The sequence below is a fragment of the Roseateles chitinivorans genome (assembly GCF_002761755.1).
GTDB classification, from domain to species: Bacteria; Pseudomonadota; Gammaproteobacteria; order Burkholderiales; family Burkholderiaceae_C; genus Roseateles; species Roseateles chitinivorans.
This window is the reverse complement of record NZ_PEOG01000013.1, coordinates 1-24,254: the sequence shown is the minus strand read 5'-3', so window position 1 is coordinate 24,254 and position 24,254 is coordinate 1. Positions and strand designations below refer to the sequence as shown.

The following is a 24,254-nucleotide window of genomic DNA, read 5'->3' as shown; positions in this document are numbered from 1 at the left end:
TTCGTTCCGGGTCATTCCTGAATGGGGCTGCGGCTCAGGCGCCAGTGGAAGCGCTGCAGGCGCGCGACGAGGGCGGCGTCGCCCAGCGCATCGGCCAGCCGCTGCAGGGCCGCGAGCGGCCGATTCAGCTGGTCCAGGCAGGCGCATCGCCAGTGCCAGGGTAGCAGCGTGTCGTGCGCGGCGCCGTACAGCAGCCGGAGGGCCTGCTCGTGGGCGGGAATCGGCGCCAGCACGCCGGCGTCGACCAGTTGCTCGAGCGCCAGCTGGTGGCGGCGCAGCAGCCCCGGGTCATCGGGAGACAGGCCGCAGGCGATCTTCAAACCCAGCCACCGCAGGCACTCGACGCCCGGATGATCGGCGGCGGCACATCCGCCGTCGCCCGCCATCGGGGCGGGGCGGAACTCCCCCGCCAGAGGGAGGCGTGGCGCGGACCTTCCCTCGGAAGCGGTGGGGCGCGATGGCAGCAAGGGCATTGGAGGCTCCTGACGGTCAAGACCTGGGCCGGGTGACGGCGGGCGCGGGCTGGCAGGAACGCTGGCGGTGGTGGCAACGGTAGGGGCTCCAGCAAGGCGGATGCCTGTGTCGCGACGGCAAAAAGAAGGAGAGGCCCGCCGCGCAACGATGCCGATCGGATGCGCGGCGTGGCCTCTCTGCAATTGCATTGGTCGCGGGGTCGGATCCCGCCGGAGTCTTTTCGTTGGAGTGGGGATGCTAGATGAGAATTGCTCTCATCTGCAAGGCTGGCGCTGCAAGCGCTTGCAACAGCTGGGGGTTTTGCGCGAACCGGCGGTCAGATCAGGCGAAGGTCCAGCGGGCGGACGCCGGGGAAGACGCGCGCGACGGCGGCGGTCGACAGGCCGAACTGGCGCTGCCAGAGGCCGCCGAGCACCGCGCGGTAATCGTTGAGCACCGGATAGTCGCGGTTCTGGAACAAGGTCCTGGCGTTCAGCGCGACCTGCTCGCCGACCACCGGGCCGCCGCTAGCCAAGGCCCCGCCGAGCAGCCAATAGACGCTGCCATGGCCGTGGTCGGTGCCGCGGTTGCCGTTCTCGCGGAAGGTGCGGCCGAATTCGCTGATCACCATCACCGTGGTCTGGCGCCAGAGGTCCGGGCCGAGTTCATCCGCGATCGCCGCCAGGCCGCGGCCGAGTTCCTCGAAGCGGTTGGCCAACTGGCCGGTCGCGCCGCCCTGATTCACATGCGTGTCCCAGCCGCCGACATCGATGAAGCCCAGGCTGAAGCGGCCCCGCATCAGCGTGGCGATGCGACGCGCCTCGAGCTCGAAACCCTTGGCCGGGATCGCGTTGCGGCCGGCCGCGTCGGTCATCGCCTTCATCTTGTCGGGCGACAGGTCGCGCGCCAGCTCGTCGCGCAGCGACAGGCCCTCGTCGACCGCGGCGCCAAGCGCCTGCCCCCGGTACATGCTCGCGATCAGCGCGCGGTTCCTGGCGTCGACCGCCGGGCGCGCCGCTTCGCGCAAACCGGCATTGGCGATCCGCACCGGGCCGCGGAACGCGATCGGCAACTGGTCCGTGAACGACAGCGCCTGCCGCGCATCGAGCTCGGCCGCCAGTCGGTTCAGGAAACCGGAGTTGTAGTCCCGCGAACCCCCGAGCGGCTGGCCCAGCTCGATGCTGTCCTGCGTCTCGAAGTGGCTGCGCGACAGGTCCTCGGTGCCAGCGAACGGGATGAAACGGACCTGGCCCGATTGGGCCAGCGGGTACAGGCTGCTTTTCAGCGCGGGATGAAGGCCCCAGTCGGCATCCAGCGCCAGCGCGGCGGTGGCGTCGGTCGGAGACGGGCGCGGGATGGCGATGCGCGGGCGCTGCTCGTAGTAGAAGCTGCTGGCCGTGGGGACCAGCAGGTGGGTCGCGTCGTAGCCGCCGCGGAGGAAGACCAGGAGGAAACGGGGGCGCTGCTGGACTGCGCCCGAAGACGGGGACGCCGGAGCCCCTCCTCGCTCAAGCGCCTCCGCACGCTCGGCAATCGCTCGGAGGGGCTCCGGCGTCCCCGTCTTCTCCAGGTCGCTGGGATTGGGCGGGGCGGCGGCGAAGAGGCGGGCCGAGGTGAGGGTCAACGGCGTGGCAGCGAGTGCCTGCAGGAGGTGGCGGCGGTGCATGGTGGACAGCTCAGAGATACATGAAGTCGGGACTGGACAGCCAGAGGGTGAGCCACTGCTGCGGTGAGGTCGTCTGGGCGAGCGCCTCTCGGGTCGGGATCGCCAGGCTGGGCTCGACGCGGGCCCGCAGCGCCTTCAGGTCGGGCAGCGGAACCGGGGCGGTCGTGCCTTCGGGGCGGTACAGCGCGGCCGCGCCGCCGCCGATCTGCCGTGCGATCTCGAAGCGCAGCGTCATCTGGCCCGGACTGTTCCACGCCTCGGCCGTCAGCGGGTAGCCGTCCGGCGTCTGCTTGTCGTAGAGCCCCTGGCCCAGGCGTCGCAGCCAGTTCTGCAGCGGCTGCGCGTTCTGCAGCGGCCGTTGCTCGAACCCGGCGCGCAGGCTCGACAGCAGGTAACGATGAGGATCCTTGAACTTGGGCGCGTCGGCCGAGAGCAACGCCGGCGAGCGCAGCATCGGCCGCAGCGTGGCCGGGATGTCGCCCTTCGTGCGCTGGAAGGCCGCGGTCATCGCGTCGACGAGGGCCGGCGGCGGCTGGTCGCTCAGGAGGAACACCGCCAGCTTGCGGGACACGAAGCGCGCCGTCGCCGGCTGCGCGACCAGCAGGTCCAGCACCTCGTCGAGCTCATCGGCGCCGCGGCCCCGGATCGTGCGGCCGAGCAACTGCTTGTCGCCGAAATCATGCCGGCCGGGGTGGAACTCGAACAGGCCGTCGCGGCGGTACAGCGTCTCGAATCTGGGGGCGACCTTGGCCGGCTCCGGATCGACGCGCACGCCGAAGCCGGTCAGCACCCGCGCCAGCTCCTGCACGTCGCGCTGCGTGTAGCCGCCGTCGACGCCCATCGTGTGGAGCTCCAGCAGCTCGCGCGCGTAGTTCTCATTGATCGCACGGACAGCGTTCTGGTCGTTGTCCAGGTAGCGCAGCATCGCCGGATGGCGGGCCACCGCCCCCAGCATCGCGCGGAAGGAGCCGAGGGCGTGCGGCCGCAGCGCCCGGTCCTGGTAATCGGACAGCAGCAGGCGGATGTCGCGCTTGCCCTGATGGACATTGAAGTGGTTGAACCAGAACCACGCCAGCTGCTCGAGCAGCTGCTGCTCCGCGTAGAGCTCGCGCAGCAGCTGGCGTTCGCCGGTCTCCCGCGCGGCCAGGCCCTGCGCGTCCTGGTAGGCCTTGCGCGCGGCGCTGCGTTCCTCCTCGGTCGCTCCCTTGTCGCCGCCGCGGCGGAGGGACTCGGCGGCCCAGACGCGCGCGGTGACGTCGCCCTGGCTGATGCCCAACGCATCGATGCGGGCCTGGATCGGCGGCGGCATCGGCGCCAGCGGGTCCGCCTTCAACTGGCGCTCGACGTAGCGGCCCCAGCCGAGGCGCTCGATCTCCTCCAGCTGCGCTTGCGTCGCACCCCAACCGATGCGGTTGGCGGCGCGCAGACGCTGCGAGGCGTCCATCGGCAGGTCGGGCATGGTCGACAGACCGCCGCAGGCAGCAAGCGCGGCGGAGGCGGTCGCACCCAGCAGCAGCGAGCGGCGGCGGGGCGCGAAGGGAGAGGTCGGGAAGGACATGCGGCAAGCATGCCGCCGGGCCATCCGGCGTGTCCAGGGGCCTTTGCGCTACTTCACAGTTGTAGCGGACTCGCCGCTCACGGGCGCTTGACGGGCCACGGCGCTTCGCGGGCGTCGGGCGGTTCGAGGCCACCGGGAGCACGAGGCGCATCGGGAACACGCGGAGCGCCGGGAGCACGCGGAGCATCGGGAGCAACGGGACCACAGGAAGCGCTGGGAGCGCTGGGAGCGCTGGGAGGACTGGGAGGACTGGGAGGACTGGGAGGACTGGGACGACTGTGGGCGCACAGCGCCGGGGCCGCTGGCGCATGCAGCGGCGTGGCGCGTCGCATCGTGGCCATCCACCGTCGCGTGCCCATCACGCCTTCGAGCAGGCCCGGCAGGAACACATCGGCGTTGAGCCGCGGGAAGTGCACGCCATGACCGGACGGCGAGATTTCCGCCTCGACCAGGTCGCCGGCCTCCGCGCCGCCCAGCCCCTGGACCAGCCACGGCGCGAAGGCGAGTTCGACGCCGGTGTCGAGGACCACCAGCACCCGGTCCGTGGCGCCGTCGTAGCGCACCGCCACCGCCGCCGGCAGCAGCGCGCGCTGCAGTGCGCCTTCGCGCTCCGCCGCCTCGTAGGCGTCCGCGTCGATGGCGGCGGGCGGGAGCGCCGGGTCACGGGAGGAGGCCTCGTCGGCCGGGTGGCTGAGGTGGCCGAAGTCCCCGGGGCGGTCATGCCGAGCGCGGGGATCGCCCGAGTTCCCGAAGCCGTCGAGCCGGTCGAGGCCGCGCCGGGGATCGTCAATGCCGGCCATGGAGCGCCCTCCAGTCGGCGATCAGGCGCGGCAACTGGCTTGCCAGCACCGCGACGATCCGATTGAGGCGCGCATGCGGGAAGAAGTGGTTCTCTCGCAGCAGGATCGCGTCGCGTCCGCGGTCGGGGCGGGCGAAGGGGGCGTCGTTGTCCGGGCCGAGGCGCAACTCGAAGCGCGCCTCGCCGCCGGAGCCCATCACGTGGATGTGGCCGGGCCGCTGATCGTTGAGGTAGATCACCGCCCGCAATCCATCGAACTTCAGGATCGTCGGCATGGTTGGAGCGGCCGGGCATCCGCCGGGCCGTCTCGGGAAGTGGCAGAGGGCGTCCAGCTTCCCCGGCCTCCCGACTCGACGCCTTGACGAATATCGAAGAAGGCACCGTCCCGCGCCGCAGTCCCTCTTCAGGACGGAAGCCCGGCGCGGCCTCGCCCGTCGGCGATGCCGGGCTTCAGAGTTCGGCCACGCCCTTCACACGTTCAGGGGCCTTCGTCAGCGGCACGACAGCGATCGGCGCCTCGACCGCGCGGCCATGGAAGCGGTCCAGCAGATCCTTCCATTGCGCACGCACGGTGACGACGTTGGCCAGCTTCACGTGGCCGTAGCCGCGAATCCCTTCGGGCAGGCGCGCGAGCTTGATCGCCACGTCGAGCTTGTCGGCGTTCAGGTGCGCCAGCAGCTCGTCGACGAGCGCCTCGTAGTCGCGGATCAGCTGACGCTCGATGCGGCGTTCCTCGGTCTTGCCGAAGAGGTCGAGCGCGCCGCCGCGCAGGCCCTTGAGCTTCGCGAGCGCCTTGAGCGCCTTGAAGGTCCACGACCCCAGCTCGACCTTCTTCGCCCGGCCGTCGGCACCGGGCTTGGCGATCAACGGCGGCGCCATGTGGAAGCTCAGGTGGTCCCAGTCCTCGAACTGCGCCTTGAGCGCGGCCTCGAACCTGCCGTCGGTGTACAGGCGGGCGACCTCGTATTCGTCCTTGATCGCCAGCAGCTTGGCGTAGTAGCGCGCGACCGCCTTGGTCAGGCGCAGGCCCTTGCCGGCGTCGCCGAGCGCCGATTCCGCCGCGCGCACCCGCTGCACCAGCGCCTCGTAACGCGACGCGTAGGCCGCGTCCTGGTACTCGGTGAGGAAGGCCTTGCGACGCGAGATCAGGCCGGGCTGGCCATCCTTGTCGTCGAGCTGGTCGAAGTTGAACCACTGCACCGCCGAGCCCGCCTGCTCGCCGGCCAGCCGGCGCAGCGCCTCGGGCGCGGCGATCGCCAGACGGCCCAGCGCGAAGGCGGTCTTGTTGTTCTCGACCGCGACGCCGTTGAGCTCGATGGCGCGCATCAGCGCCTCGAAGGACACCGGCACCAGGCCGCGCTGCCAGCAGGCGCCCAGCATCACGATGTTGCTGGGCATGGTGTCACCCATCAGGCGCTGGGCGATGTCCTGTGCATCGATGCTGGCGAGCAGACCGGCGCCTTCGCCGACCGCGTGGCGCATCTTGGCCAGCAGCGAGTCGGCCTGCAGGCTGGCATCGGGGTTGCGGACGAAGGCGGCAGTGGGCAGTTCATGGGTGTTGGCCAGGATCACCGTGCGACCGGCCTTGACCGTGGCCAGCGCATCGGCGCTGGCGCCCACGACCATGTCGCAGGCCAGCAGCACATCGGCCTGCTGCGTGTCGATGCGGACCTGGTTGAGCAGGTCCTGCGTCGGCGCGACCCGCACGAAGGACAGCACGGCGCCGCCCTTCTGCGCGAAGCCCATGAAGTCCAGCACCGAGCTCTGCTTGCCTTCCAGGTGCGCGGCCATCGTGACCAGCGCGCCCACCGTCACCACGCCGGTGCCGCCCACGCCGGTGACCAGCATGTCGAACGGGCCGGTCCACGACCAGGTCGCGGGCGGCTGGATGGCGGCGATCTCGCGCGCCAGGTCGGCCGGCCCGAAGGCGGCGCCGGCGCGCTTCTTGAGCTTGGCGCCATGCACCGAGACGAAGCTCGGGCAGAAGCCGTTCACGCAGCTGAAGTCCTTGTTGCAGCTGCTCTGCTCGATCGCGCGCTTGCGGCCGAAGTCGGTTTCCACCGGCACCACCGACAGGCAATTGCTCGCCTGGCCGCAGTCGCCGCAGCCCTCGCAGACGGACTCGTTGATGAAGATGCGCTTGTTGGGGTCGGGGAACTCGCCCTTCTTGCGGCGCCGACGCTTCTCGGCGGCGCAGGTCTGGTCGTAGATCAGCACGGTGACGCCGGCGATCTCGCGCAACTCGCGCTGCACCGCGTCGAGCTCGCTGCGGTCGTGGAAGGTGGTGCCGGCGGGGAAGAGGCCGTGATGGCCGTCGTACTTGCCGATCTCGTCGGAGACGACGACCAGGCGCTTGACGCCTTCGGCCTCGACCTGGCGCGCGATCTGCGGCACCGAGGTCTGGCCGTCGACCGGCTGGCCGCCGGTCATCGCGACCGCGTCGTTGTAGAGGATCTTGTAGGTGATGTTGGCCTTGGCCGCGATGGCCTGCCGGATCGCCAGATAGCCCGAGTGGTAATAGGTGCCGTCGCCCAGGTTCTGGAAGACATGCTTCTCGGTGGTGAAGCGCGAGTGGGCCGCCCAATCGACGCCCTCGGCGCCCATCTGGATCAGGCCGGAAGTGCCACGCTCCATCCAGCTGGCCATGAAGTGGCAGCCGATGCCGGCCAGCGCGCGCGAGCCCTCGGGCAGCTTGGTCGAGGTGTTGTGCGGGCAGCCCGAGCAGAAATAGGGCTGGCGGCGCACGCCGTCGGCGCTGTTGGACAGCAGGCAGGGCGTCAGGAAGTCGACGACCAGATGGCGGCGGTCCAGCGCGGGATTGAGCCGCGCGAGCCAGTCGGCGACCGTCGGCATGATGCGCGACGGCCGCAGTTCGCCGAGCGCGCTCAGCACCGCGCCGCCGTGTTCATCGGTCTTGCCGACGACCCGGGGACGCTGCGCATCGGGCAGGTGGTAGAGCAGCTCCTTGATCTGGCGCTCGACGACCGGGGCTTTCTCCTCGATGACCAGCATGTCGGTCAGGCCTTGGGCGAACTCGCGGATGCGAGTGGGCTCGAGCGGATAGACGAGGCCGATCTTGTAGACCCGCACGCCCGCGGCGGCCAGCGCGTTGGGATCGAGGTCCAGGCGGCGCAGGACTTCCATGAAGTCGTAGTGCGCCTTGCCGACGGTCACGATGCCCAGCGTCGCGCGCGGGCTCACCACGATGTGCTTGTCGATCGAGTTGACCTTGGCGAAGGCCAGCACCGCGTCGATCTTGTGCGCGAGGCGCGATTCCAGCTCCAGCGAGGGCAGGTCCACCGAGCGGATGTGCAGGTCGGTCGGCGGCGTGTGCTCGACGGGCAGCTCGAAGTCCAGCGGTACCGCGTCCAGGTCGACGGTCATGCCGGACTCGACCACTTCCGAGATCGCCTTGAAGCCGACCCAGGCGCCCGAGAAGCGCGACAGCGCCCAGCCGTAGAGACCGAACTCGAGGTACTCGGCGACGTTGCCCGGATGCACCAGCGGCATCGACCAGGCCTGCAGCGCCAGGTCGCTCTGGTGCGGGGTGGAGGAGGACACGCAGCCGTGGTCGTCGCCGCAGACGACCAGCACGCCGCCTTGCTTGGCCGTCCCGTAGACATTGCCGTGCTTGAGCGCGTCGCCGGAGCGGTCCACGCCCGGGCCCTTGCCGTACCACATCGCGAAGACGCCATCGACGGTGCGCTTCGGATCGAGGGCCACGCGCTGCACGCCCAGGCAGGCGGTGGCGGCCAGGTCCTCATTGATCGCCGGCAGGAAGTTGACCTGTGCCTGGTCGAGGAACTTCTTCGCCTTCCACAGCTGCTGGTCGACCATGCCGAGCGGGCTGCCGCGGTAGCCGCTGACGAAGCCGGCGGTCTTCAGGCCCTGGCGCTCGTCCTGGGCCTTCTGCATCAGCAGCAGGCGCACCAGCGCCTGCGTGCCGGTGAGAAACACCTGGCCGGAGGTCGCGGCGAGGTTGTCGGAGAGCTGGTACGGCCGCAGCGCGGACGCGGCGGCAAGACTGGCTTCGGTCATGGCTTGTCTCCCCAACGGGAAGAGCCGGCCGGCAGGGCCGGTCGGCTCGAATTTATGAATGAGCGAATTCTTTCCGAGACAATCGGCACTTTCTTGCTTCGTTTGCTCGCTGCGTCCTGCGAATCAGTAGAAGCATTCTCAAAAGAGGCAGATATGGAGAATGAACCTTTCGACCGGGCGACGCGCCTGATCCTGGAAGCGCTCCAGGCCGACGCCCGCCAGAGCACCCAGCAGCTGGCCGACAAGGTCGGCTTGTCGGCCACGCCGGTCTGGCGGCGGGTGAAGGAACTGGAGGAGCGCGGCGTGATCCGCCGCCATGTGGCGCTGGTGGACCGGGAACGGCTGGGGCTGTCGATCTGCGTGCTGGCCAATGTCAGCCTGGTCCGGCACACCGAGGGCGCGGTCGAGGCCTTCGAGGCGATGGTCGCGGCCAGCCCCGAGATCGTGGAATGCCAGGCCATCACCGGCGAGGCCGACTATGTGATGAAGATCGTCGCGCCGGACATGAAGGTCTACGACCAGTTCCTGCAGAGCAAGGTCTTCAAGGTGCCCGGCGTGGCGAGCGTGCGCAGCAACGTCGTGCTCCGGGAAGTGAAGTACGAGACGGCCTATCCGGTGCCGTGAGCGACCGCCTCGGGCGGGACGCGGGGAGTGTTCTCCTCAATGGGCATCGGCGTTCGCGCATGAGATCCTGAAACCATGTTTTCCGTTTACGGCACCTCCGGAAAGATCCTGACGGGCGGGCTCGAGCAGGTGCGCGACCTCGCGCCGGTGCAGGCGGTGGCGCGCACGCGCGCCGTGGCGCCCATCGCGCGCCAGGGCGACCTGACGCCGTCGACCGTGGTGCTGGCCGGCGTGGGGCAGGGCGGGGCCGGCGGCGGGATGGCGGGCGGCGCGTCGGCCTACGTCGCGCAGGAAGCGCTGGCCGCCTATGCCGGCGAGACGACCCGCCAGCCGCTGACGCAGGTCCACCAGCTGATGAGCCGCAAACTGATCAGCGTGCGCTCGGGCGCGCCGCTGCGGGCGGCGATGCGGATGATGTCGCGGGCCGGCGTGGCGCAGGCGCCGGTGCTGGGCCCGATGGGCGAAGTGCGTGGACTGGCCGCGCGCGGCGACCTCACCCGCGGCTTGGCGGACGACCTCGACGAGATCGCCGAGATGACGATGATCGCCCACCGCCTGGCCGCGCCCGTGGACGAGGTGATGTGGACGCCGGTGCCGGTCGCCCAGTCCGATACGCCACTGCGCGAGGCCGCGCAGCTGATGCTGGACCTGGGCCTGCCTGGCATGCCGGTGGGTGATGACAACGGTCGCCTGATCGGATTCCTCTCGCGCAGCGACCTGCTGCGCGGCATGACGCACGAGCCGCCGCTGGACCTCTGGACCTGAACCGGCGCCGGGCCGGCGCCGGGCCGGCGCTGCGGCAGGGTCAGTACTTGCGCATGCCGCGCTCGGCCTCTTCCTGCTCGATCGCTTGCAGCGTGCGCCAGTCGGTGCAGACAAAGACGCCGTCCTCGATGATCCGGTCCGGCAGGGAACCATCGCCCCGCGCGATCCGGCCGTCCTTGCAGACCAGCGCGCCGCGCGCCTGCCCCTGCTCCGAGAGCGCCTTGCCGACCGCCATCGAGTCGCGGGTGTAGAGCGCCAGCACCAGCAGCGCGAACAGCACGCCCAGGATCAGGGTCACGCCGACCATGACGTCGCTGACGTCGCGCAGCGCCGAGGCCTGCGGGGCCGCCGCCTGGGCCCGCGGGGCGGCGGCGAAGCTGGTGCCGTCGCTGCGGGACGCGTCCGACGGACGCGTGGCACCGGATGAGCCGGACCGCGAGGGAGCGCGATGGAAGCCGGGCGAGGGACGGGTGGTGGCCATGTTCATGAAACGGATCGCTTTGCCAAGGACGGACGGCAGCAAGGACGGGCCGCGGACGGACGGGATGAAGGCTACAGGGGACCCGGCTGATCGCTGACTCAAATGCTGGGCTCCCCACCAAAAATGCACGGGTGACCCTCCCCCTTTCCGTTGGTTACACCGGTTGCAGAATTAAGATTTCCGGGTTCGAAAGCGGCGCCCAGACCGCTCCGAAGCGCCAGTGCAGATGGCGCCCGCGCACCGTGCCGGTGCCGTCCGCAACCTCGCGTTTCCTTCGCGTCCACCCACCGCGATCAGCCGCCATGTCTCAATCCGAATCCCCGCTCACGGCCGCCGCGCATCAGGCGCTGCTGAAGCTGTCCCAGGAGCTGCCGGATGCCTGCGAGCGTCTGGACTATGTCAAGCGCATGACCGACCAGGCCGCCAGCAAGGTGCTCAGCATCGTCGAGTCGGCACAGGAGGATGCGCAGGCGGTGGGCCGACAGGGGCATGAGCTGTCCGAGTCGCTGCAGCGGCTGGCGGCCGCGCCGGACCTGAGCGTCGAGCGAGCCCGGGCGATGATGCGCCTGTGCGCGGCCTACGCCGCCGGCGCCGCGGGTTTCGCCGATCGGGTGAAGGGGCTGCAGACCGAGATCATGATGGCCCAGGACTTCCAGGATCTGTCCGGCCAGGTGATCAACAAGGTGCTGGGCATGCTGCGGCCGGCCGAGGCGCCGCTGCAGCAACTGCTCGCGACGCACGACCCTGTCGAGCCGGCTGCCGCGGCGCAGGAACAGCTCGCCGGCGTGCAGACGCCCGACAAGGCGCTGCAGCAGGACGACGTCGACGCGCTGCTGGCCGAGATGGGCTTCTGAGCCCTGCGGGGGCCGCGCTCAGGACCAGAGCAGCGGATCGACCTCGTAGAAGCGCCGCAGCTCCCCGTACAGCGCCGGATGCGCCTGCGCCAGCGCCCACGGCTGGCCGAAGAAGCGCTCGCTCGCGACCGCGAAGAACTCCGCCGGCTCGGTGGCCGCGTAGTCGCCCAGCGGGTCGGGCTCGCCCGCCGCGAGCCGCGCGCGCAGCAGGTCGAAGCTCTGCTGCATCACCACCGCCCAGCGCGCCTGCCGCGCACGGCTGCCCAACCAGGGCGCGCCATTGGCCAGGCCCTTGACCTGATCGAGCTGGTGCGCGAACTCGTGCACCGCGACGTTGTGGCCGCGCCCCGGCGTCGCCGCGTCGCGCAGGACGTCGTCCCACGACAGCACGACCTGCCCCTCGCCCCAGGATTCGCCGCTCAGCACCTGGCGGTCCTGCATCTGCAGCGGACCCTGGTGCCGCACCCGATCGACGATGAAGGCGCCGGGGTAGACGAGCACCGTGTGCAGCTTCGGGTAGTAGCCGCGCGCACGGCCCAGCAGCGGCAGCGCGGCCAGCGCGGCGATGGTCACCCGGACCTCGTCGGTGATGACCTGGCCGGCGCAGCCGATGAAGGACTTCTCCGCGAGGAACACCTGCATCTGCCGCTTGAGCCTGAGCTGCAGGTCCGCCGGCAAGCGCGCCGCCTGCGGCACGTTGCGGCGCAGGATGGCGCGCCAGGCGGCGGGGAAGGCTTTCGCCCGCAGCGCGGCACGGCGCCGGGCCTGCCGCCAGGGCTGGCTCAGCAACCAGAAGCACAGCAGCGCGGCGGTCAGCGCGAGGAAGAGCAGGGCCATGGCATCGGCGCCAGGGGCGCTTCGCATCGAAGCCTCGAACATGCGCGCCGGAGCCAGGCTTTTCAAGGGCGGGGCAGGTCTTGCGTCCGGTGGCCGCAGCGTCGACCGGTGCGTCGAATGGCGCCTCGCCCGAGACTCGAACACATCTGCGGCGTCGGCGCGACGCCGGGGTTCCGGCCGGGCGATTGACGTCCGACGCGCGGCCGCGCATGTCGGTGGTCGAGCGCTCGCCCCGGACAATTTCGGCCTGGGCGGCGCCGGCTTGAGCGCTCGTCGACGCGCCGCGCGCGGACGTCGCCCACCACAGGAACACACGCATCAAGAGGGAGGGCGGCGGACGGTCGGGCAGACCGGGCGCCGTCGGGGCGATTTGAAGTTTTCGGAAGTGCAGGCGACGCCGCTCAGGACGTCGCCGTTCGATGTCAGTCCGCTGCAGCAGTACCGCGCCAGGATCCAGCAGGAGATGCTGGACGGGCCGCCACCCTCGGTGGTGCTGAAGCTGTCCCCGTTCATCGGGACGGAGGGACCGCTCAAGGAGATGTACGCGCGCAACCGCGCGGACGTCACCTATGGCCGGCATCCGCTCGGCCAGGAGGCGCCGCCGGCCAGCCGTGTCGAGACGCCGAGCCATTCGCGCGGCACGTACACGGCCGCGAGCTTTCCCGACCTGCAGGTCCAGGTGACGCTCGGACCGATGCTCGTCAGCCAGGTGGAGCGCGCCGGCGGGACGCCGCGCGTGCTGGACGTCACCGCCTGAGGCGCCGTAGCATCGCCCGCACCCCTGTGCGCATCGCGCGCGGAGCGGGGCAGAGGCAGGAGGGGATCATGAAGACATCCGACCGGCGTGGCCGCTGGACGCGTCGCGCCATCGCGCTGCCCGTCGCGGCCAGTCTGCTGATGGGCGGCACGAGTGCGTGGGCGGCGGAGCAGACCATCGAGCTGAGTTCCCGCGGCGGCTATCAGAGTCATCGGCTGCCGGACGGCACGACCGAGGTGGAACTGGTGCAGCAGACCGCCGGCGGTTGCCGCTTCGGACGCACCTGGGGCTACGACCTGGGCGGCAAGGAGCTGTGGGTCGATGGCGGCTGCGGCGGCCGCTTCAGGATCACCACCTCGGCGGCGGCCGGGGGCGATGGCGCCGGCAATGCCAGCAACTCCGACAACTCGAGCAACATCGGCGCGGCGGTCGCTGCGGCGGCGGTGATCGCGGGCATCGCGCTGATCGCCAGCAAGGACAAGGACAAGGATCGGGACCGCGACGATGGCTGGCAGGACGACGGCGGCTGGAACGGGCGCCAGATCCGCGGCAAGGGCGGCCTGTGCCTGGACATCGAGGGCGGCGCCCGGCCCGGACGCAACCTGATCGTCTACGACTGCAACGGCGGCGGGAACCAGCGCTTCGAATGGAACCGCAACGGCGAGTTGCGGGTCGGCGGGCTGTGCCTCGACGTCGCGGACCGCAACACCTCCGACGGCGCGCGGGTGATGGCCTTCACCTGCAACGGTGGCGCCAACCAGCGCTGGCGCGCCCGTGGCGGCGAGATCCACAGCGTCGACTCCGGCAAGTGCCTCGACATCGAGAACGGCCGCGCCCGTCCGGGCACGGCCGTCATCATGTATCGCTGCAACGGCGGCGAGAACCAGCGCTGGTCGTGGTGATCAGCGCGCGACCGTCTCGGTGCGGGCGGCCCGCACGGCCTGGCTGAGCACCTCCAGCACCGCGATCGAGTCGTCCCAGGCCAGGCAGGCGTCGGTGATGCTCTTGCCGTACTCGAGCTGCGAGGGATCGTCCTTGCCGGGGCTGAACTTCTGCGCGCCGCCCTTGAGGTGGCTCTCGACCATCACGCCGAAGATGCTGGTGCTGCCGGCGCGGATCTGCGCGGCGATGTCCTTGGCCACGTCGAGCTGGCGCTCGTGCTTCTTGCTGCTGTTGGCATGGGAGCAGTCCACCATCAGCCGGGCGTCGAGCTTGGAGGCCTCGAGGTCCGCGCAGGCGACGGCCACGCTCTCGGCATCGTAGTTCGGTGCCTTGCCGCCGCGCAGGATCACGTGGCAGTCGCGGTTGCCCTTGGTCTCGACGATCGCGACCTGGCCGTTCTTGTGCACCGACAGGAAGTGGTGCGGGCGGGCCGCGGCCTGGATCGCGTCGGTGGCGATCTTGATGTTGCCGTCGGTGCCGTTCTTGAAGCCGATCGGCGCCGACAGGCCCGAGGCCAGTTCGCGGTGCACCTGGCTCTCGGTGGTGCGCGCGCCGATCGCGCCCCAGCTGATCAGGTCGCCGATGTACTGCGGCGAGATCACGTCCAGGAATTCCGAGCCCGCCGGCATGCCCAGCCGGTTGATCTCCAGCAGCAGCTGGCGGGCGATGCGCAGGCCCTCGTCGATGCGATAGCTCTCGTCGAGGTAGGGATCGTTGATCAGGCCCTTCCAGCCGACGGTGGTGCGGGGCTTCTCGAAGTAGACCCGCATCACGATCTCGAGCGTGTCGGCATGCTGCTCCCGCATCGTCATCAGGCGCTTGGCGTACTCGAGCGCCGCACCCGGGTCGTGGATCGAGCACGGGCCGATGATCACCAGCAGGCGGTCATCCTTGCGCTGCATGATGTCGCGGATGCGCTGGCGCGTGCCGACGACGAGTTGCTCCATGGCCGTGCCACGGATCGGGAAGAAGCGGATGAGGTGCTCGGGAGGCGGCAAGGGCGTGATGTCCAGGATGCGTTCGTCGTCGGTCTGGGAAGTCTTGTCCTGCGGCGAATACCAGCGCTCCGCCTGCGCGGCGCTGGGATAGGGGGTCGACTTGGCATTCATGGGAATCACGCTTTCTATGAGGGCTGGTGTGGCGCCCGGGGCCCGGCCGAAAAAAAACCGCCGGGCTGGGGGCCCGGCGGTTTCTTGAGGATTCTTGGCGCTGCTGCTTATGCGTTCGCCTCTCCTCCGCCGGGGCGGTGCGAGAACCAAAAATAAGCAAAGTAAAACTTCGGTGCGGAACGCATAAGGGCCAATAGTGCCTGTGCTTGTTGCGGCGCGTCAAGCGCCGCTGAGGCCTCGCCGCCGCCGCCGTGCGACGACATCGGGCAAGCCAGCCTTCGCGGAATCACGGGGCTGGCTCGCCGGACCGGGGTCAGGCCGTGCCGCCGACGGTCAGGCCATCGATGCGCAGCGTGGGCTGGCCGACGCCCACCGGGACGCTCTGGCCTTCCTTGCCGCAGACGCCGACGCCGGTGTCCAGCTGCATGTCGTTGCCGATCATGCTCACGCGGGTGAGTGCGTCCGGGCCGTTGCCGATGATCGTCGCGCCCTTGACCGGGTACTGGATCTTGCCCTTCTCGACCCAGAAGGCCTCGCTGGCGGAGAACACGAACTTGCCCGAGGTGATGTCGACCTGGCCGCCGCCGAAGTTGGTCGCGTACAGGCCCTTGTCGATGCTGGCGATGATCTCGGCCGGATCCTTGTCGCCGCCCAGCATGTAGGTGTTGGTCATGCGCGGCATCGGTACATGGGCGTAGCTCTCGCGGCGGCCGTTGCCGGTGGGCGCGACCTTCATCAGCCGCGCGTTCATCGCGTCCTGGATGTAGCCCTTGAGGATGCCGTCCTCGATCAGCACATTGCGCTGCGAGGCGCAGCCCTCGTCGTCCACGTTGAGCGAGCCGCGGCGGTCGGGGATGGTGCCGTCGTCCAGCACCGTCACGCCCTTGGCCGCGACGCGCTGGCCGATGCGGCCGGAGAAGGTCGACGAGCCCTTGCGGTTGAAGTCGCCCTCCAGGCCGTGGCCGACCGCCTCGTGCAGCAGCACGCCGGGCCAGCCCGGGCCCAGGACCACGGTCATCTCGCCGGCCGGCGCCGGGCGCGACTCCAGGTTGGTCAGCGCCGCGCTCACCGCCTGCTCGACATAGGACGCGATCATCTCGTCGGTGAAGTAGGCCAGGCCGAAGCGGCCACCACCGCCGCCCGAACCCACTTCGCGGCGACCGTCGCTTTCGGCGATGACGGTGACGGACAGGCGCACCAGCGGCCGCACGTCGGCAGCCAGCGTGCCGTCGGCGCGGGCGATCAGCACCACCTCGTGTTCCGCGGCCAGGCCGGCCATCACCTGCTTGACGCGCGGATCCTTGGCGCGGGCCAGGCGCTCGGTGCGCTCCAGCAGCGCGACCTTCTGCGTGCTGTCCAGGCTGGCGATCGGATCCGCATCGCCGTAGAGGGCGCGGCTCGCGGACACGACCGGTTCGGTCGGCACCTTCACCCGCCGGCTCTGTCCCGCCGACGCGATCGCGCGCACGGTGCGGGCGGCGTCCAGCAGCGCGGCCTCGGAGATGTCGTCGGAGTAGGCGAACGCGGTCTTCTCGCCGGCGACGGCGCGCACGCCCACGCCCTGGTCGATCGAGAAGCTGCCGCTCTTGACGATGCCTTCCTCGAGGCTCCAGCCCTCCGCGCGGGTGGTCTGGAAATAGAGGTCGGCGTCGTCGACGCGATGCTCGGTGATCAGCCGCAGCGCCTGCGACAGCGACGCGTCGGTCAGGCCGAAGGGTTCGAGCAGCTGGGCACGGGCGGTGACCAGGCGGGCGAGGGTGGGTTCGCGCGAAATCATCGGGCGATTGTAGGCATCGCCCATGGCGGCCGGGGGGCGGACGCGGTGACCGACCCTGCCGCAAGGATGGGGACCGGCCGGTCCGGTGCGGACGGCCGGCTCAGCCGGAGAGGGCGCCGGCGCCCGTGTCGGGCTCGTCCTCGGCGTCGTCCCCGGCGTCCTGCTTCCAGGCCAGCGCCAACTGGTACAGCGCCTTGCGCGATTCGCCGGTCAGCTCCGCGGCCAGCGACGCCGCCTGCTTCAGCGGCAGGTCGCGCATGAGCACGCGCAGCGTGCGCTGGGCTTCCTCGGGCAGGCCGACCTCACCCACGGGCGCCGGCGCGGCATGCAGCACCAGCACGAACTCGCCGCGCTCGCGCTGCTTGTCCTGCGCCATCCAGGCGGGCAGCGTGGCGCAGGGCGCGGTGTGGATGGTCTCGAACTGCTTGGTGACCTCGCGGCAGACCGTCAGCGTCTGTTCGGGCGCCAGCTCCGCCAGCTCCGCGATCAGTTCCTGGATCCGATGGGGCGCCTCGAACAGCACCTGGCTGTACGGCGCGCCAGTCAGCGCCTGCAGTGCCGCGCGGCGTTCGGCCGACTTGGTCGGCAGGAAACCCACGAAGCGGAAACCCTGGGCGCGGGCGTCGCCGGCCACGCTGAGCGCCGCGGCGGCGCTGCTCGCGCCGGGCAGCGGCATGACGCGCACGCCAGCCCGCGCGGCCGCGGCCACCAGCACCGCGCCGGGGTCCGAGATCGCCGGCGTGCCGGCGTCGCTGACGTAGGCGATGCGTTCCCCGGCGAGCAGACGCGCGACCAGGCCTTCGGCCGCCTGCTGCTCGTTGTGCTGGTGCAGCGCCACCAGCGGCTTGTGCAGGCCGAGCCAGCGCAGCAACTGAGCGCTGACGCGCGTGTCCTCGCAGGCGACGGCGTCGACCAGCCCGAGCACGTGGATCGCGCGCAGGCTCAGGTCGGCGAGGTTGCCGATCGGGGTCGCGACGACGTAGAGCGTGCCGCCCGGGAATTGCTGATGACCGGCCGCGGCGGAAGCGGCAGCGATCAGCGAGGCGGACGGGGACGTCGACATGTTCAAGAAACTCTCCATCGGACGGGACGGCGCGCAGGCGCAGGCACGGGGCGCCGACGCCGAGCAGCGCGCCCTGGACTACCTGAGGCGGCAGGGGCTGCGGCTGGTGGCGCGCAATTATCGGGTCGCGCGCGGGCCGTCCGCCCGGGGCGGGGAGGTCGATCTGATCCTGTGGGCGCGGGACGGGACGCTGGTGTTCGTCGAGGTCCGTTCAAGGGAACAGGATGCGCATGGCGGCGCGGCTGCCAGCGTGACACGGGCCAAGCAACGGAAGGTGATCTTCGCCGCCGAATGTTTCCTGCTCACGCTGGCGAAGATGCCGCCCTGCCGGTTCGACGTGGTGGCGATCGACGGGGACCGCATCGAGTGGCTGCAAGGCGCGTTCGATGTGCCGGCCGAGCATTGAGGCCGGCGGCGGCCGCTGGCCGTGCACCCTTTATCATCCGCGCTCATGTTGGAACAACGCATACAACAACAATTCTTCGAGAGCGCGGACCTGCTCTACCAGGTCGCCGAAGGGCTGTCCCGCCCGCTGGCGGTGGCGGCGCAGATGATGGTGGACGCGCTCACCGCCGGCGGCCGGGTGCTGACCGCCGGGCTCGGCACCTCGGCCGCCGACGCGACCTACATGGCCTCGCTGCTGTCCGGTCGCTTCGAGCAGGAACGGCCCGGACTGGCCGCGATCGCGCTCGACGCGCAGGCGCAGGGTTACGCCGATCCCGCCTCGGCGCTGATGCGCCAGATCCAGACCTTCGGCCATCCCGGCGACCTGCTGCTGCTGTACGAGGCGCAGGCCAGCGGCGCGGCCGCCGCGCTGCTGCAGGTGGCGCATGCGCAGGAGATGAGCGTGATCGTGCTCAGCGGCACGCAGGACGACGACTGGCGCGGCACGCTGCTGGACACCGACGTGCAGCTGCGCGTGCCGCACAGCCGCTTCGCCCGGGTGGCCGAAGCGCACCGCCTCCTCTCCCATTGCCTCAGCGACGCGATCGACCTGCAGCTGCTCGGCGCGGGCGAATGACCCTCCTCCCGACCTTGAAGGACCTCCCGATGACGACCGTGACCCGAAGCCCCCGCTGGACCCGCCGCCTGATCCTTGCCGCCGCAGTGGGCGGCGCGCTGCTGCAGACCGCCTGCGTGCCGCTGATCGTCGGCGGCGCGGCGGTGGGCGGCGCGATGGTGGCGACCGACCGGCGCACCTCCGGCACGCAGCTCGAGGACCAGGGCATCGAGCTCAAGACCGCCAACCGCATCCGTGAGCAGCTCGGCGACCGGGTGCACATCAACGTCAACAGCTACAACCGCATGGTGCTGCTGACCGGCGAGACCCGCAACGACGAGGACCGCGCCGCGGTCGAGCGCATCGCCCAGGGCGTCGAGAACGTCGGCAACGTGCTCAACGAGGTGGGCGTGGGCATGCTGAGCTCGCTGTCGAGCCGTGCCAACGACGTGGCCATCGCCGCCAAGGTCAAGGCCAGCTTGGTCGACGCGAAGGACCTGATCACCAACGCGTTCTACATCGTGGTCGAGCGCGGCAACGTCTACATCATGGGTCGGGTGACCGAGCGCGAGGCCAGCCGCGCGACCGAGATCGCGCGCGGCGTGCGCGGCGTGCAGAAGGTGGTGCGCGCGATGGAGATCATCAGCGAGGCCGAACTGGCCGCGATGGGCCAGGCCCAGCAGCCGGCCAAGCCGAAAAGCACGCCCTGAACCGACACCTGCCGGCCGCCGCGCCGGCCGGACCGCCCCGAAGGGACCGCCATGCGGTCCCTTTTTTCCTGGCGCGACGGGTGGCCTGGTCGTGGCCACGGCGGGGCGCCGTCAGTGCGATCTCGCGCGGGTCGAAGCGGCACCTGACCGACGGGGGCGGCCGTTTTTCCGGCTCCCTTGATCTGGCGCATTGATGGAGGGGATCGCTGCTGACGGATGAGGCAGTGCTCATCATCATCGCCCCTCCCTCAATCGAGACAGTTGGAGGCGAAGCCCATGTACTTCCCCTATCTCCATGGCAAACAGAAGGAGGTGCTGGCCTTGCGCCATCTCGCGCCGGTGCTCGGCGTGGATGGGCAGGTGCAGCCGGTGATGGAGCCGGTGCGGGTGATGGCGACCTCGATGCGGCACACGCTGGAGGCCTGCGAGGCGCATCGCCTGCCGGTGTGGCTGGTGGTCAATCCGGTGCAGCAGGATTTCGACCTGCTGCTGCCTGCCGAGGCGTTCGATTGGGGCCGGCAGCTGTTCACCTCGCTGCCGACGCGCCAGTGGATCCATCCGACGCTGATGCTCGGCCCGGCGCTGACACCGGACGTGGTGAGGCGCTTCGTGCAGGTGTTCGGGGCCCGGCCGATGGGGCTGGTCGTCGGCCCCGACGCGCCGCCGCTGTCCGAGGTGATGGCGATGCTCGGCGGCGCGCGGGTGGGGCAGGTGTTCTTCAAGGGTGTCGAGCCCACGGCCGCGGCACGCGCCGCGCTCGGCGATGCCGCCTGCGTGTGGGTCGAGGAACGGCGCCTGCCGGACAGCCCCGACCTGCGCCAGGATCACCGTCACCCGTTCCAGGATCCACTGCCCGACCCGCGCCGCGAAGGCCGGGCAGACTTCTCGGACTACACGACGCTGCCCTCGCGTCCGGACATGCCCGAGGCGAGCTCGCGCCAGGCCGCGTTCCGGCTCAGCTACCTGCGCGTCGCGCCGGCGCCGGCCGCGATCTGGCTTGAATCCTTCATGAGCGGCCGGCTCGCGCCGGAGGACGACAGCGCCGACGAGCGCTTTCGCCGCGCGCTGCGGGCCTTCCAGTCCGCGCTCGACCGCGACGACGCCTGCTTCGGCCCCACCGAGGCGGTGCGGCGCTACCTCGCCAGCCTCATCGACGGCATCCTGCCGTCGCGGGCGCTCAGCAAGCAGTGGGAACTGATGCACCACCTCGAGCTGATCAGCGGCGTGCTCGCGGGGCGTTTTCCCGAAGCCAGGCCCGCCGGCGTACCGACGAGCCTGCTGGCGCCCGCGGCGGACCGCGCCTGAGCCAGCGCCGGCTCAGGCCTCGGCCGCGCTGAGCCGCACCGGGATGCCGCTGAGCACCGAGGTGCCCGAGATCGGGTCGCGGGCCTCCTCGTCCAGCAGCAGGTTCATGTTGACCCCGGGATGCCGGGCCGCCACGCTCAACTGGCTGCCGGTCAGGTCATGGCCCCAGCCGTGCGGCAGGCTGACCACGCCGGGCCGCATGTCCGGGCTCAGCGTGACCGGCGCGATCACGCTGCCGCGCGCGTTGCTCAGGCGCGCGGATTGTCCGTCCACCAGCCCCGCGCGCGCCGCGTCGTCCGGATGGACCAGCAGGGTGCAGCGCTCGCGGCCCTTGGCTAGCACCGGCAGGTTGTGCATCCAGCTGTTGTTGCTGCGGGTTTCGCGCCGGCCGATCAGCAGCAGCTCGTCGCCGGTCGGACGCCGCAAGGCGGTGTCCGCATGCGCGAGGTCGGCCAGCAGCGCCGACGGCGCCAGGTCGATCCGGCCGGAGGCCGTGCGCAGGATCTCCGGGACGCGGGCCTGCAGCTCGCCCAGATCGATGCCGTGCGGCGCCGCCTGCACCCGCTGGAGGGTGAGCCCGTCCGGCCGCGCGCCGAAGCGGTCGCCGTAGGGGCCTGAACGCAGCCCCAGGTCGAGCCAGCGTGCCGGGCCCGCGCCGCCCTCGAGCATGCCGAAGAGGGCATCGGCCTGATCCCCGGCCTGTCGCTTCAGCTCGGCGCGCAGCGCGGCATCGTCCAGCGCCTGCAGGTCGGCATCGGCCGGCAGGCCCGAGGCGATCGCCGCCAGGCGCAGCAGCGTCTGCCATTCGGCGCGCGGCGCCTCCGGGGCGTCGGCGTCGACGGGCAGCACCGGGCCCGACCAGCGCGCATGGTTCCGCCAGGAGAGCTGCGCGAAGACCATGTCGTAATGCCAGTCCTCCAGCGGGGAGGGCGGCGGCAGGATCAGGTCGGCATGGCGGCTGGTCTCGTTGATGTAGGGGTCCAGGCTGACCATGAAGTCCAGGCTGTCGAGCGCGCGGGCGAGCCGAGCGCCGTTGGGCGAGGACAGCACCGGGTTGCAGGCCACGGTGATCAGCGCGTGCACCTGGCCGTCGCCGGGCGTCTCGATCTCCTCGGCGAGGCAGCTGATGGGGAACTCGCCCATCACCTCGGGCGCCTTGCCGACGCGGCTGTGCCGGCGCCCGGTCGCGACGCCCTTGCCCTGGCCCGGCCGGCCCAGGGTGTTGGCGGCGAAGGCGGCGGCCTTGGGAAACATCAGGCCGCCCTCGGTGTCGAAGTGGCCGGTGACGATGTTGAGCGCGTCGATGAGCCAGCTGTTCAGCGAGCCGAAGCGCTGCGTGCAGGTGCCGAAGCGGCCGTAGAGCACCGCCCTGGGTGTCGTCGCGAACTCGCGCGCGAGGCGACGCTGGGTCTCCGCGGGGATGCCGCAATGCGCGGCCCCCCGCTCAGGCGGGAAGTCGGCGACGGCGGTCCGCAGCGCGTCCAGGCCCTCGACATGCTCGGCCAGGCGCCCGAGCCGCTCCAGGCCTTCGTCGAACACGGTGTGCAGCAGGCCCAGCAGCAGGTAGACGTCGCCGCCGGGGCGGATCGCGAGGTGCTCGTCGGCGGCCTGGGCGGTCTCGGTGCGGCGCGGGTCGATGACGACGATGCGGCCGCCGCGCGCCCGCATCGCCTTGGCCTTGCCGCGGTAGTCGGGGCTGGTCCACAGGCTGCCGTTGCTGACCATCGGGTTGGCGCCCAGGCAGATGAACAGGTCGGTGCGCGGCAGGTCCGGGACCGGCACGCTGAGCCAGTGGCCGTACATCAGCCCGCAGGCGAGCTGCTTGGGCATCTGGTCCAGCGTCGAGGCCGAGAACAGGTTGCGCGTGCCCAGCGCCCGCGCCAGGTGCGGGAAGTAGCTGAACAGGCCGATCTTGTGCGAGGCCGGGTTGCCGATGGTCAGCGCGACGGTGTCGGCGCCGTACTGTTCACGCAGCGGGGGCAGGCGGCGCGCGACCTCGGCGAAGGCCTCGTCCCAGCTGACCGGCTCGAAGCCCGAGCGGTCCGCGCGGCGCCGCATCGGCTGACGCAGCCGGTCGGGGTCCTCGTGCAGGTCCTTGAGGGCGACGCCCTTCGGGCACAGGTAGCCGTGGCTGAAAGGGTCGGCCTCGCTGCCGCGGATCGAGACGACCGAGGTGCCCTCGGACGTGGTGCGGGTGCGGATCTCGAGGCCGCAGCAGGCCTCGCAAAGTGGGCAGATGCGGGTGTGGGTCTGCTCGGTGGCTGTGGCGTCCAGGGCCATGGCGTGTCTCCCGTCGTTTGCCGGCGATTGTGGGAGGCCGCCCCAGCCCTCGCGGTCATGTAGGCGACAGCCCGGGGATGACGTGGCGGGCGGTCGGTGAAGGCCGGCGGCGCCGGCCGTCCTACATCTGCCGGAACAGGTGGGTGTAGCTCTCCGCGACGATCAGCGCGTCCTCGCTCTCCTTGAGCTTGACCTGCATGCGGCCGCGGAAGTCGCGCGAGACGCCGGCCACCGCGGCCGCGTTGACCAGCGTCGAGCGGTGGATCTGCCAGAACTGCTGCGGATCGAGTTCGTCGACCAGCTCCTTGAGCGGCTTGCGGATCAGCGCCTCGCCCTGGCGCGTGGCGACGCGGGTGTACTTGTTGTCGGACTGGAAGTACAGCACCTCGTCGACGGTGATGAGCTTCAGCGTCTGTCCGACCGAGGCGTTGATCCAGCGCAGGAACTGGCGCTGCGGCAGCTTGCCGGCCTGCGCGCCGAGCTGGCTCAGCACCGCGCTGAGGTCCGCCGGCGGGCCCGCCATGCGCTGCTTGACCCGCTGGATCGCGGTGAACAGCCGCGCCGGCTCGAGCGGCTTGAGCAGATAGTCGACCGCGCCCTCGTCGAAGGCGGACACCGCGTACTGGTCGTAGGCGGTGACGAAGACGACATGCGAGCGTCCCTGCACCTGCCGCGCGACGTCCAGCCCGGTGGCGCCCGGCATCTGGATGTCGAGGAAGAGCACGTCGGGCCGGCATTCCTGTAGCAGGCGCAAGGCCTGCACGCCGTCCGCGGCCTCGCCGACGACGACCAGTTCGGGCCACAGCTGCGCGAGCCGGTCCATCAGTTCATGGCGCAGCGTCTCCTCGTCCTCGGCGACGACCGCGGTCGGTGCGGCGGGGTGAAAGCTCATGCGGGCAGCTCCAGCGTGAATTCGGTGTCGTCGGCATTGCTGCGGCACTGCAGCCGCGGCGGTGGCGCGCCGGGCGCGCGCTCCAGCCGCTCCAGGCGCTCGCCGAGCGCGCGCAGCGCGGTGTCCTCGCCGCACAGGCCGCCGCGGTCGAAGGACAGCCGCAGCCGCAGTCCGCCGCCGGCCGCCTCCTGGGCGCTCAGCCGGGCCTGCGTCGGCAGCCGCGCCGCCGACCACCCAGGCCGAGCGCAGCTGCGCATCGTAGAAATGCTTCTCCGCGCCCGGACTGACCGATTCGATCGGGGTCAGCGCCAGCCAGCCCACGGTCAGGCCGTCCACGATGATGG

General features: G+C 70.9%; 23 protein-coding genes. 9 read left to right on the top strand and 14 right to left on the bottom strand.

The window, feature by feature from the left end; all coding sequences use genetic code 11:
• Positions 1–11 precede the first annotated feature (11 nt).
• From CS062_RS06170 to CS062_RS06145, 6 genes are all read right to left on the bottom strand, one after another.
• Complete coding sequence (locus CS062_RS06170; protein ID WP_143742263.1) at positions 12–320, bottom strand: FagA protein; 309 nt, start codon at positions 318–320, stop codon at positions 12–14.
• 470 nt (positions 321–790) lie between these two features.
• A complete protein-coding gene (locus tag CS062_RS06165; RefSeq protein WP_099860565.1) occupies positions 791–2,119 on the bottom strand; it encodes a DUF1501 domain-containing protein in 1,329 nt (442 codons plus the stop codon).
• 10 nt (positions 2,120–2,129) lie between these two features.
• Positions 2,130–3,677 carry a DUF1800 domain-containing protein gene (locus CS062_RS06160; protein ID WP_099860564.1) on the bottom strand — a complete coding sequence of 516 codons (1,548 nt, stop codon included), beginning with the start codon at positions 3,675–3,677 and terminating at the stop codon, positions 2,130–2,132.
• Positions 3,678–3,754: 77 nt separating this feature from the next.
• Positions 3,755–4,477: a DUF2442 domain-containing protein gene (locus CS062_RS06155; protein WP_099860563.1), complete on the bottom strand. Its 723-nt coding sequence runs from the start codon at positions 4,475–4,477 to the stop codon at positions 3,755–3,757.
• Positions 4,464–4,751, bottom strand: coding sequence for a DUF4160 domain-containing protein (locus tag CS062_RS06150; protein ID WP_099860562.1), 288 nt, complete (start codon positions 4,749–4,751; stop codon positions 4,464–4,466). The genes CS062_RS06155 and CS062_RS06150 overlap by 14 nt, the downstream gene beginning before the upstream one ends.
• Before the next feature lie 175 nt (positions 4,752–4,926).
• Positions 4,927–8,514: an indolepyruvate ferredoxin oxidoreductase family protein gene (locus CS062_RS06145; RefSeq protein WP_099860561.1), complete on the bottom strand. Its 3,588-nt coding sequence runs from the start codon at positions 8,512–8,514 to the stop codon at positions 4,927–4,929.
• A gap of 153 nt (positions 8,515–8,667) precedes the next feature.
• Here CS062_RS06145 and CS062_RS06140 point away from each other — a divergent pair, with 153 nt between their 5' ends.
• Together CS062_RS06140 and CS062_RS06135 are read left to right on the top strand one after the other, a co-directional pair.
• On the top strand, positions 8,668–9,138 hold the full coding sequence (locus tag CS062_RS06140; RefSeq protein WP_099860560.1) for an Lrp/AsnC family transcriptional regulator: 471 nt from the start codon (positions 8,668–8,670) through the stop codon (positions 9,136–9,138).
• Positions 9,139–9,213: 75 nt separating this feature from the next.
• Positions 9,214–9,903, top strand: coding sequence for a CBS domain-containing protein (locus CS062_RS06135; protein ID WP_099860559.1), 690 nt, complete (start codon positions 9,214–9,216; stop codon positions 9,901–9,903).
• 40 nt (positions 9,904–9,943) lie between these two features.
• Here the strand turns inward: CS062_RS06135 and CS062_RS06130 are convergent, their stop codons facing one another.
• Positions 9,944–10,390, bottom strand: a complete 447-nt coding sequence (locus tag CS062_RS06130) for a hypothetical protein (RefSeq protein ID WP_099860558.1) — start codon at positions 10,388–10,390, stop codon at positions 9,944–9,946.
• A gap of 296 nt (positions 10,391–10,686) precedes the next feature.
• Here CS062_RS06130 and CS062_RS06125 point away from each other — a divergent pair, with 296 nt between their 5' ends.
• Positions 10,687–11,238, top strand: a complete 552-nt coding sequence (locus CS062_RS06125) for a protein phosphatase CheZ (RefSeq protein ID WP_099860557.1) — start codon at positions 10,687–10,689, stop codon at positions 11,236–11,238.
• Positions 11,239–11,256: 18 nt separating this feature from the next.
• Here CS062_RS06125 and CS062_RS06120 read toward each other — a convergent pair whose 3' ends face one another.
• Positions 11,257–12,102, bottom strand: coding sequence for a M90 family metallopeptidase (locus CS062_RS06120; protein WP_233217933.1), 846 nt, complete (start codon positions 12,100–12,102; stop codon positions 11,257–11,259).
• Between the two features lie 343 nt (positions 12,103–12,445).
• Here CS062_RS06120 and CS062_RS06115 point away from each other — a divergent pair, with 343 nt between their 5' ends.
• Together CS062_RS06115 and CS062_RS06110 are read left to right on the top strand one after the other, a co-directional pair.
• Entirely contained in the window at positions 12,446–12,832 is a 387-nt protein-coding gene (locus CS062_RS06115; protein WP_143742262.1) for a hypothetical protein, read from the top strand.
• Between the two features lie 68 nt (positions 12,833–12,900).
• Entirely contained in the window at positions 12,901–13,734 is an 834-nt protein-coding gene (locus tag CS062_RS06110) for a lectin (RefSeq protein WP_099860555.1), read from the top strand.
• Here CS062_RS06110 and CS062_RS06105 read toward each other — a convergent pair whose 3' ends face one another.
• The 3 genes from CS062_RS06105 to rsmI form a co-directional block, all read right to left on the bottom strand.
• On the bottom strand, positions 13,735–14,883 hold the full coding sequence (locus CS062_RS06105) for a 3-deoxy-7-phosphoheptulonate synthase (protein WP_099860554.1): 1,149 nt from the start codon (positions 14,881–14,883) through the stop codon (positions 13,735–13,737).
• A 313-nt stretch (positions 14,884–15,196) separates the two neighbouring features.
• Entirely contained in the window at positions 15,197–16,660 is a 1,464-nt protein-coding gene (gene tldD, locus CS062_RS06100) for a metalloprotease TldD (protein ID WP_099860635.1), read from the bottom strand.
• Positions 16,661–16,760: 100 nt separating this feature from the next.
• The gene (gene rsmI, locus CS062_RS06095; protein WP_099860553.1) at positions 16,761–17,723 is read right to left on the bottom strand and encodes a 16S rRNA (cytidine(1402)-2'-O)-methyltransferase; all 963 of its coding nucleotides are present in this window, start codon (positions 17,721–17,723) and stop codon (positions 16,761–16,763) included.
• On the opposite strand from rsmI, the gene CS062_RS06090 reads away from it, so the two are divergent.
• From CS062_RS06090 to CS062_RS06075, 4 genes are all read left to right on the top strand, one after another.
• Positions 17,722–18,129 (top strand): YraN family protein, encoded by a 408-nt coding sequence (locus CS062_RS06090; protein ID WP_099860552.1) that lies wholly within the window; start codon positions 17,722–17,724, stop codon positions 18,127–18,129. The two genes, rsmI and CS062_RS06090, sit on opposite strands and share 2 nt — an antisense overlap.
• Before the next feature lie 45 nt (positions 18,130–18,174).
• On the top strand, positions 18,175–18,744 hold the full coding sequence (locus CS062_RS06085) for an SIS domain-containing protein (RefSeq protein WP_091720410.1): 570 nt from the start codon (positions 18,175–18,177) through the stop codon (positions 18,742–18,744).
• Between the two features lie 29 nt (positions 18,745–18,773).
• Positions 18,774–19,433 (top strand): BON domain-containing protein, encoded by a 660-nt coding sequence (locus CS062_RS06080; RefSeq protein ID WP_199174178.1) that lies wholly within the window; start codon positions 18,774–18,776, stop codon positions 19,431–19,433.
• Positions 19,434–19,709: 276 nt separating this feature from the next.
• On the top strand, positions 19,710–20,738 hold the full coding sequence (locus CS062_RS06075) for a sce7725 family protein (RefSeq protein ID WP_099860550.1): 1,029 nt from the start codon (positions 19,710–19,712) through the stop codon (positions 20,736–20,738).
• A gap of 12 nt (positions 20,739–20,750) precedes the next feature.
• Here the strand turns inward: CS062_RS06075 and CS062_RS06070 are convergent, their stop codons facing one another.
• The 3 genes from CS062_RS06070 to CS062_RS06060 form a co-directional block, all read right to left on the bottom strand.
• Entirely contained in the window at positions 20,751–23,018 is a 2,268-nt protein-coding gene (locus CS062_RS06070) for a molybdopterin-dependent oxidoreductase (protein ID WP_099860549.1), read from the bottom strand.
• A 121-nt stretch (positions 23,019–23,139) separates the two neighbouring features.
• The gene (locus CS062_RS06065) at positions 23,140–23,910 is read right to left on the bottom strand and encodes a LytR/AlgR family response regulator transcription factor (protein ID WP_099860548.1); all 771 of its coding nucleotides are present in this window, start codon (positions 23,908–23,910) and stop codon (positions 23,140–23,142) included.
• Positions 23,907–24,167, bottom strand: a complete 261-nt coding sequence (locus tag CS062_RS06060) for a hypothetical protein (RefSeq protein ID WP_099860547.1) — start codon at positions 24,165–24,167, stop codon at positions 23,907–23,909. The genes CS062_RS06065 and CS062_RS06060 overlap by 4 nt, the downstream gene beginning before the upstream one ends.
• Between the last annotated feature and the right edge of the window lie 87 nt (positions 24,168–24,254).

What these genes read in the sequence shown, in the direction of transcription:
- CS062_RS06165 (WP_099860565.1), bottom strand. Translation starts at nt 2,119, where the DNA reads ATGCACCGCCGCCACCTCCTGCAGGCACTCGCTGCCACGCCGTTGACC.
- CS062_RS06160 (WP_099860564.1), bottom strand. Translation starts at nt 3,677, where the DNA reads ATGTCCTTCCCGACCTCTCCCTTCGCGCCCCGCCGCCGCTCGCTGCTG.
- CS062_RS06155 (WP_099860563.1), bottom strand. Translation starts at nt 4,477, where the DNA reads ATGGCCGGCATTGACGATCCCCGGCGCGGCCTCGACCGGCTCGACGGC.
- CS062_RS06150 (WP_099860562.1), bottom strand. Translation starts at nt 4,751, where the DNA reads ATGCCGACGATCCTGAAGTTCGATGGATTGCGGGCGGTGATCTACCTC.
- CS062_RS06145 (WP_099860561.1), bottom strand. Translation starts at nt 8,514, where the DNA reads ATGACCGAAGCCAGTCTTGCCGCCGCGTCCGCGCTGCGGCCGTACCAG.
- CS062_RS06140 (WP_099860560.1), top strand. Translation starts at nt 8,668, where the DNA reads ATGGAGAATGAACCTTTCGACCGGGCGACGCGCCTGATCCTGGAAGCG.
- CS062_RS06135 (WP_099860559.1), top strand. Translation starts at nt 9,214, where the DNA reads ATGTTTTCCGTTTACGGCACCTCCGGAAAGATCCTGACGGGCGGGCTC.
- CS062_RS06130 (WP_099860558.1), bottom strand. Translation starts at nt 10,390, where the DNA reads ATGAACATGGCCACCACCCGTCCCTCGCCCGGCTTCCATCGCGCTCCC.
- CS062_RS06125 (WP_099860557.1), top strand. Translation starts at nt 10,687, where the DNA reads ATGTCTCAATCCGAATCCCCGCTCACGGCCGCCGCGCATCAGGCGCTG.
- CS062_RS06120 (WP_233217933.1), bottom strand. Translation starts at nt 12,102, where the DNA reads ATGCGAAGCGCCCCTGGCGCCGATGCCATGGCCCTGCTCTTCCTCGCG.
- CS062_RS06110 (WP_099860555.1), top strand. Translation starts at nt 12,901, where the DNA reads ATGAAGACATCCGACCGGCGTGGCCGCTGGACGCGTCGCGCCATCGCG.
- CS062_RS06105 (WP_099860554.1), bottom strand. Translation starts at nt 14,883, where the DNA reads ATGAATGCCAAGTCGACCCCCTATCCCAGCGCCGCGCAGGCGGAGCGC.
- tldD (WP_099860635.1), bottom strand. Translation starts at nt 16,660, where the DNA reads ATGATTTCGCGCGAACCCACCCTCGCCCGCCTGGTCACCGCCCGTGCC.
- CS062_RS06090 (WP_099860552.1), top strand. Translation starts at nt 17,722, where the DNA reads ATGTTCAAGAAACTCTCCATCGGACGGGACGGCGCGCAGGCGCAGGCA.
- rsmI (WP_099860553.1), bottom strand. Translation starts at nt 17,723, where the DNA reads ATGTCGACGTCCCCGTCCGCCTCGCTGATCGCTGCCGCTTCCGCCGCG.
- CS062_RS06085 (WP_091720410.1), top strand. Translation starts at nt 18,175, where the DNA reads ATGTTGGAACAACGCATACAACAACAATTCTTCGAGAGCGCGGACCTG.
- CS062_RS06080 (WP_199174178.1), top strand. Translation starts at nt 18,774, where the DNA reads ATGACGACCGTGACCCGAAGCCCCCGCTGGACCCGCCGCCTGATCCTT.
- CS062_RS06075 (WP_099860550.1), top strand. Translation starts at nt 19,710, where the DNA reads ATGTACTTCCCCTATCTCCATGGCAAACAGAAGGAGGTGCTGGCCTTG.
- CS062_RS06070 (WP_099860549.1), bottom strand. Translation starts at nt 23,018, where the DNA reads ATGGCCCTGGACGCCACAGCCACCGAGCAGACCCACACCCGCATCTGC.
- CS062_RS06065 (WP_099860548.1), bottom strand. Translation starts at nt 23,910, where the DNA reads ATGAGCTTTCACCCCGCCGCACCGACCGCGGTCGTCGCCGAGGACGAG.
- CS062_RS06060 (WP_099860547.1), bottom strand. Translation starts at nt 24,167, where the DNA reads ATGCGCAGCTGCGCTCGGCCTGGGTGGTCGGCGGCGCGGCTGCCGACG.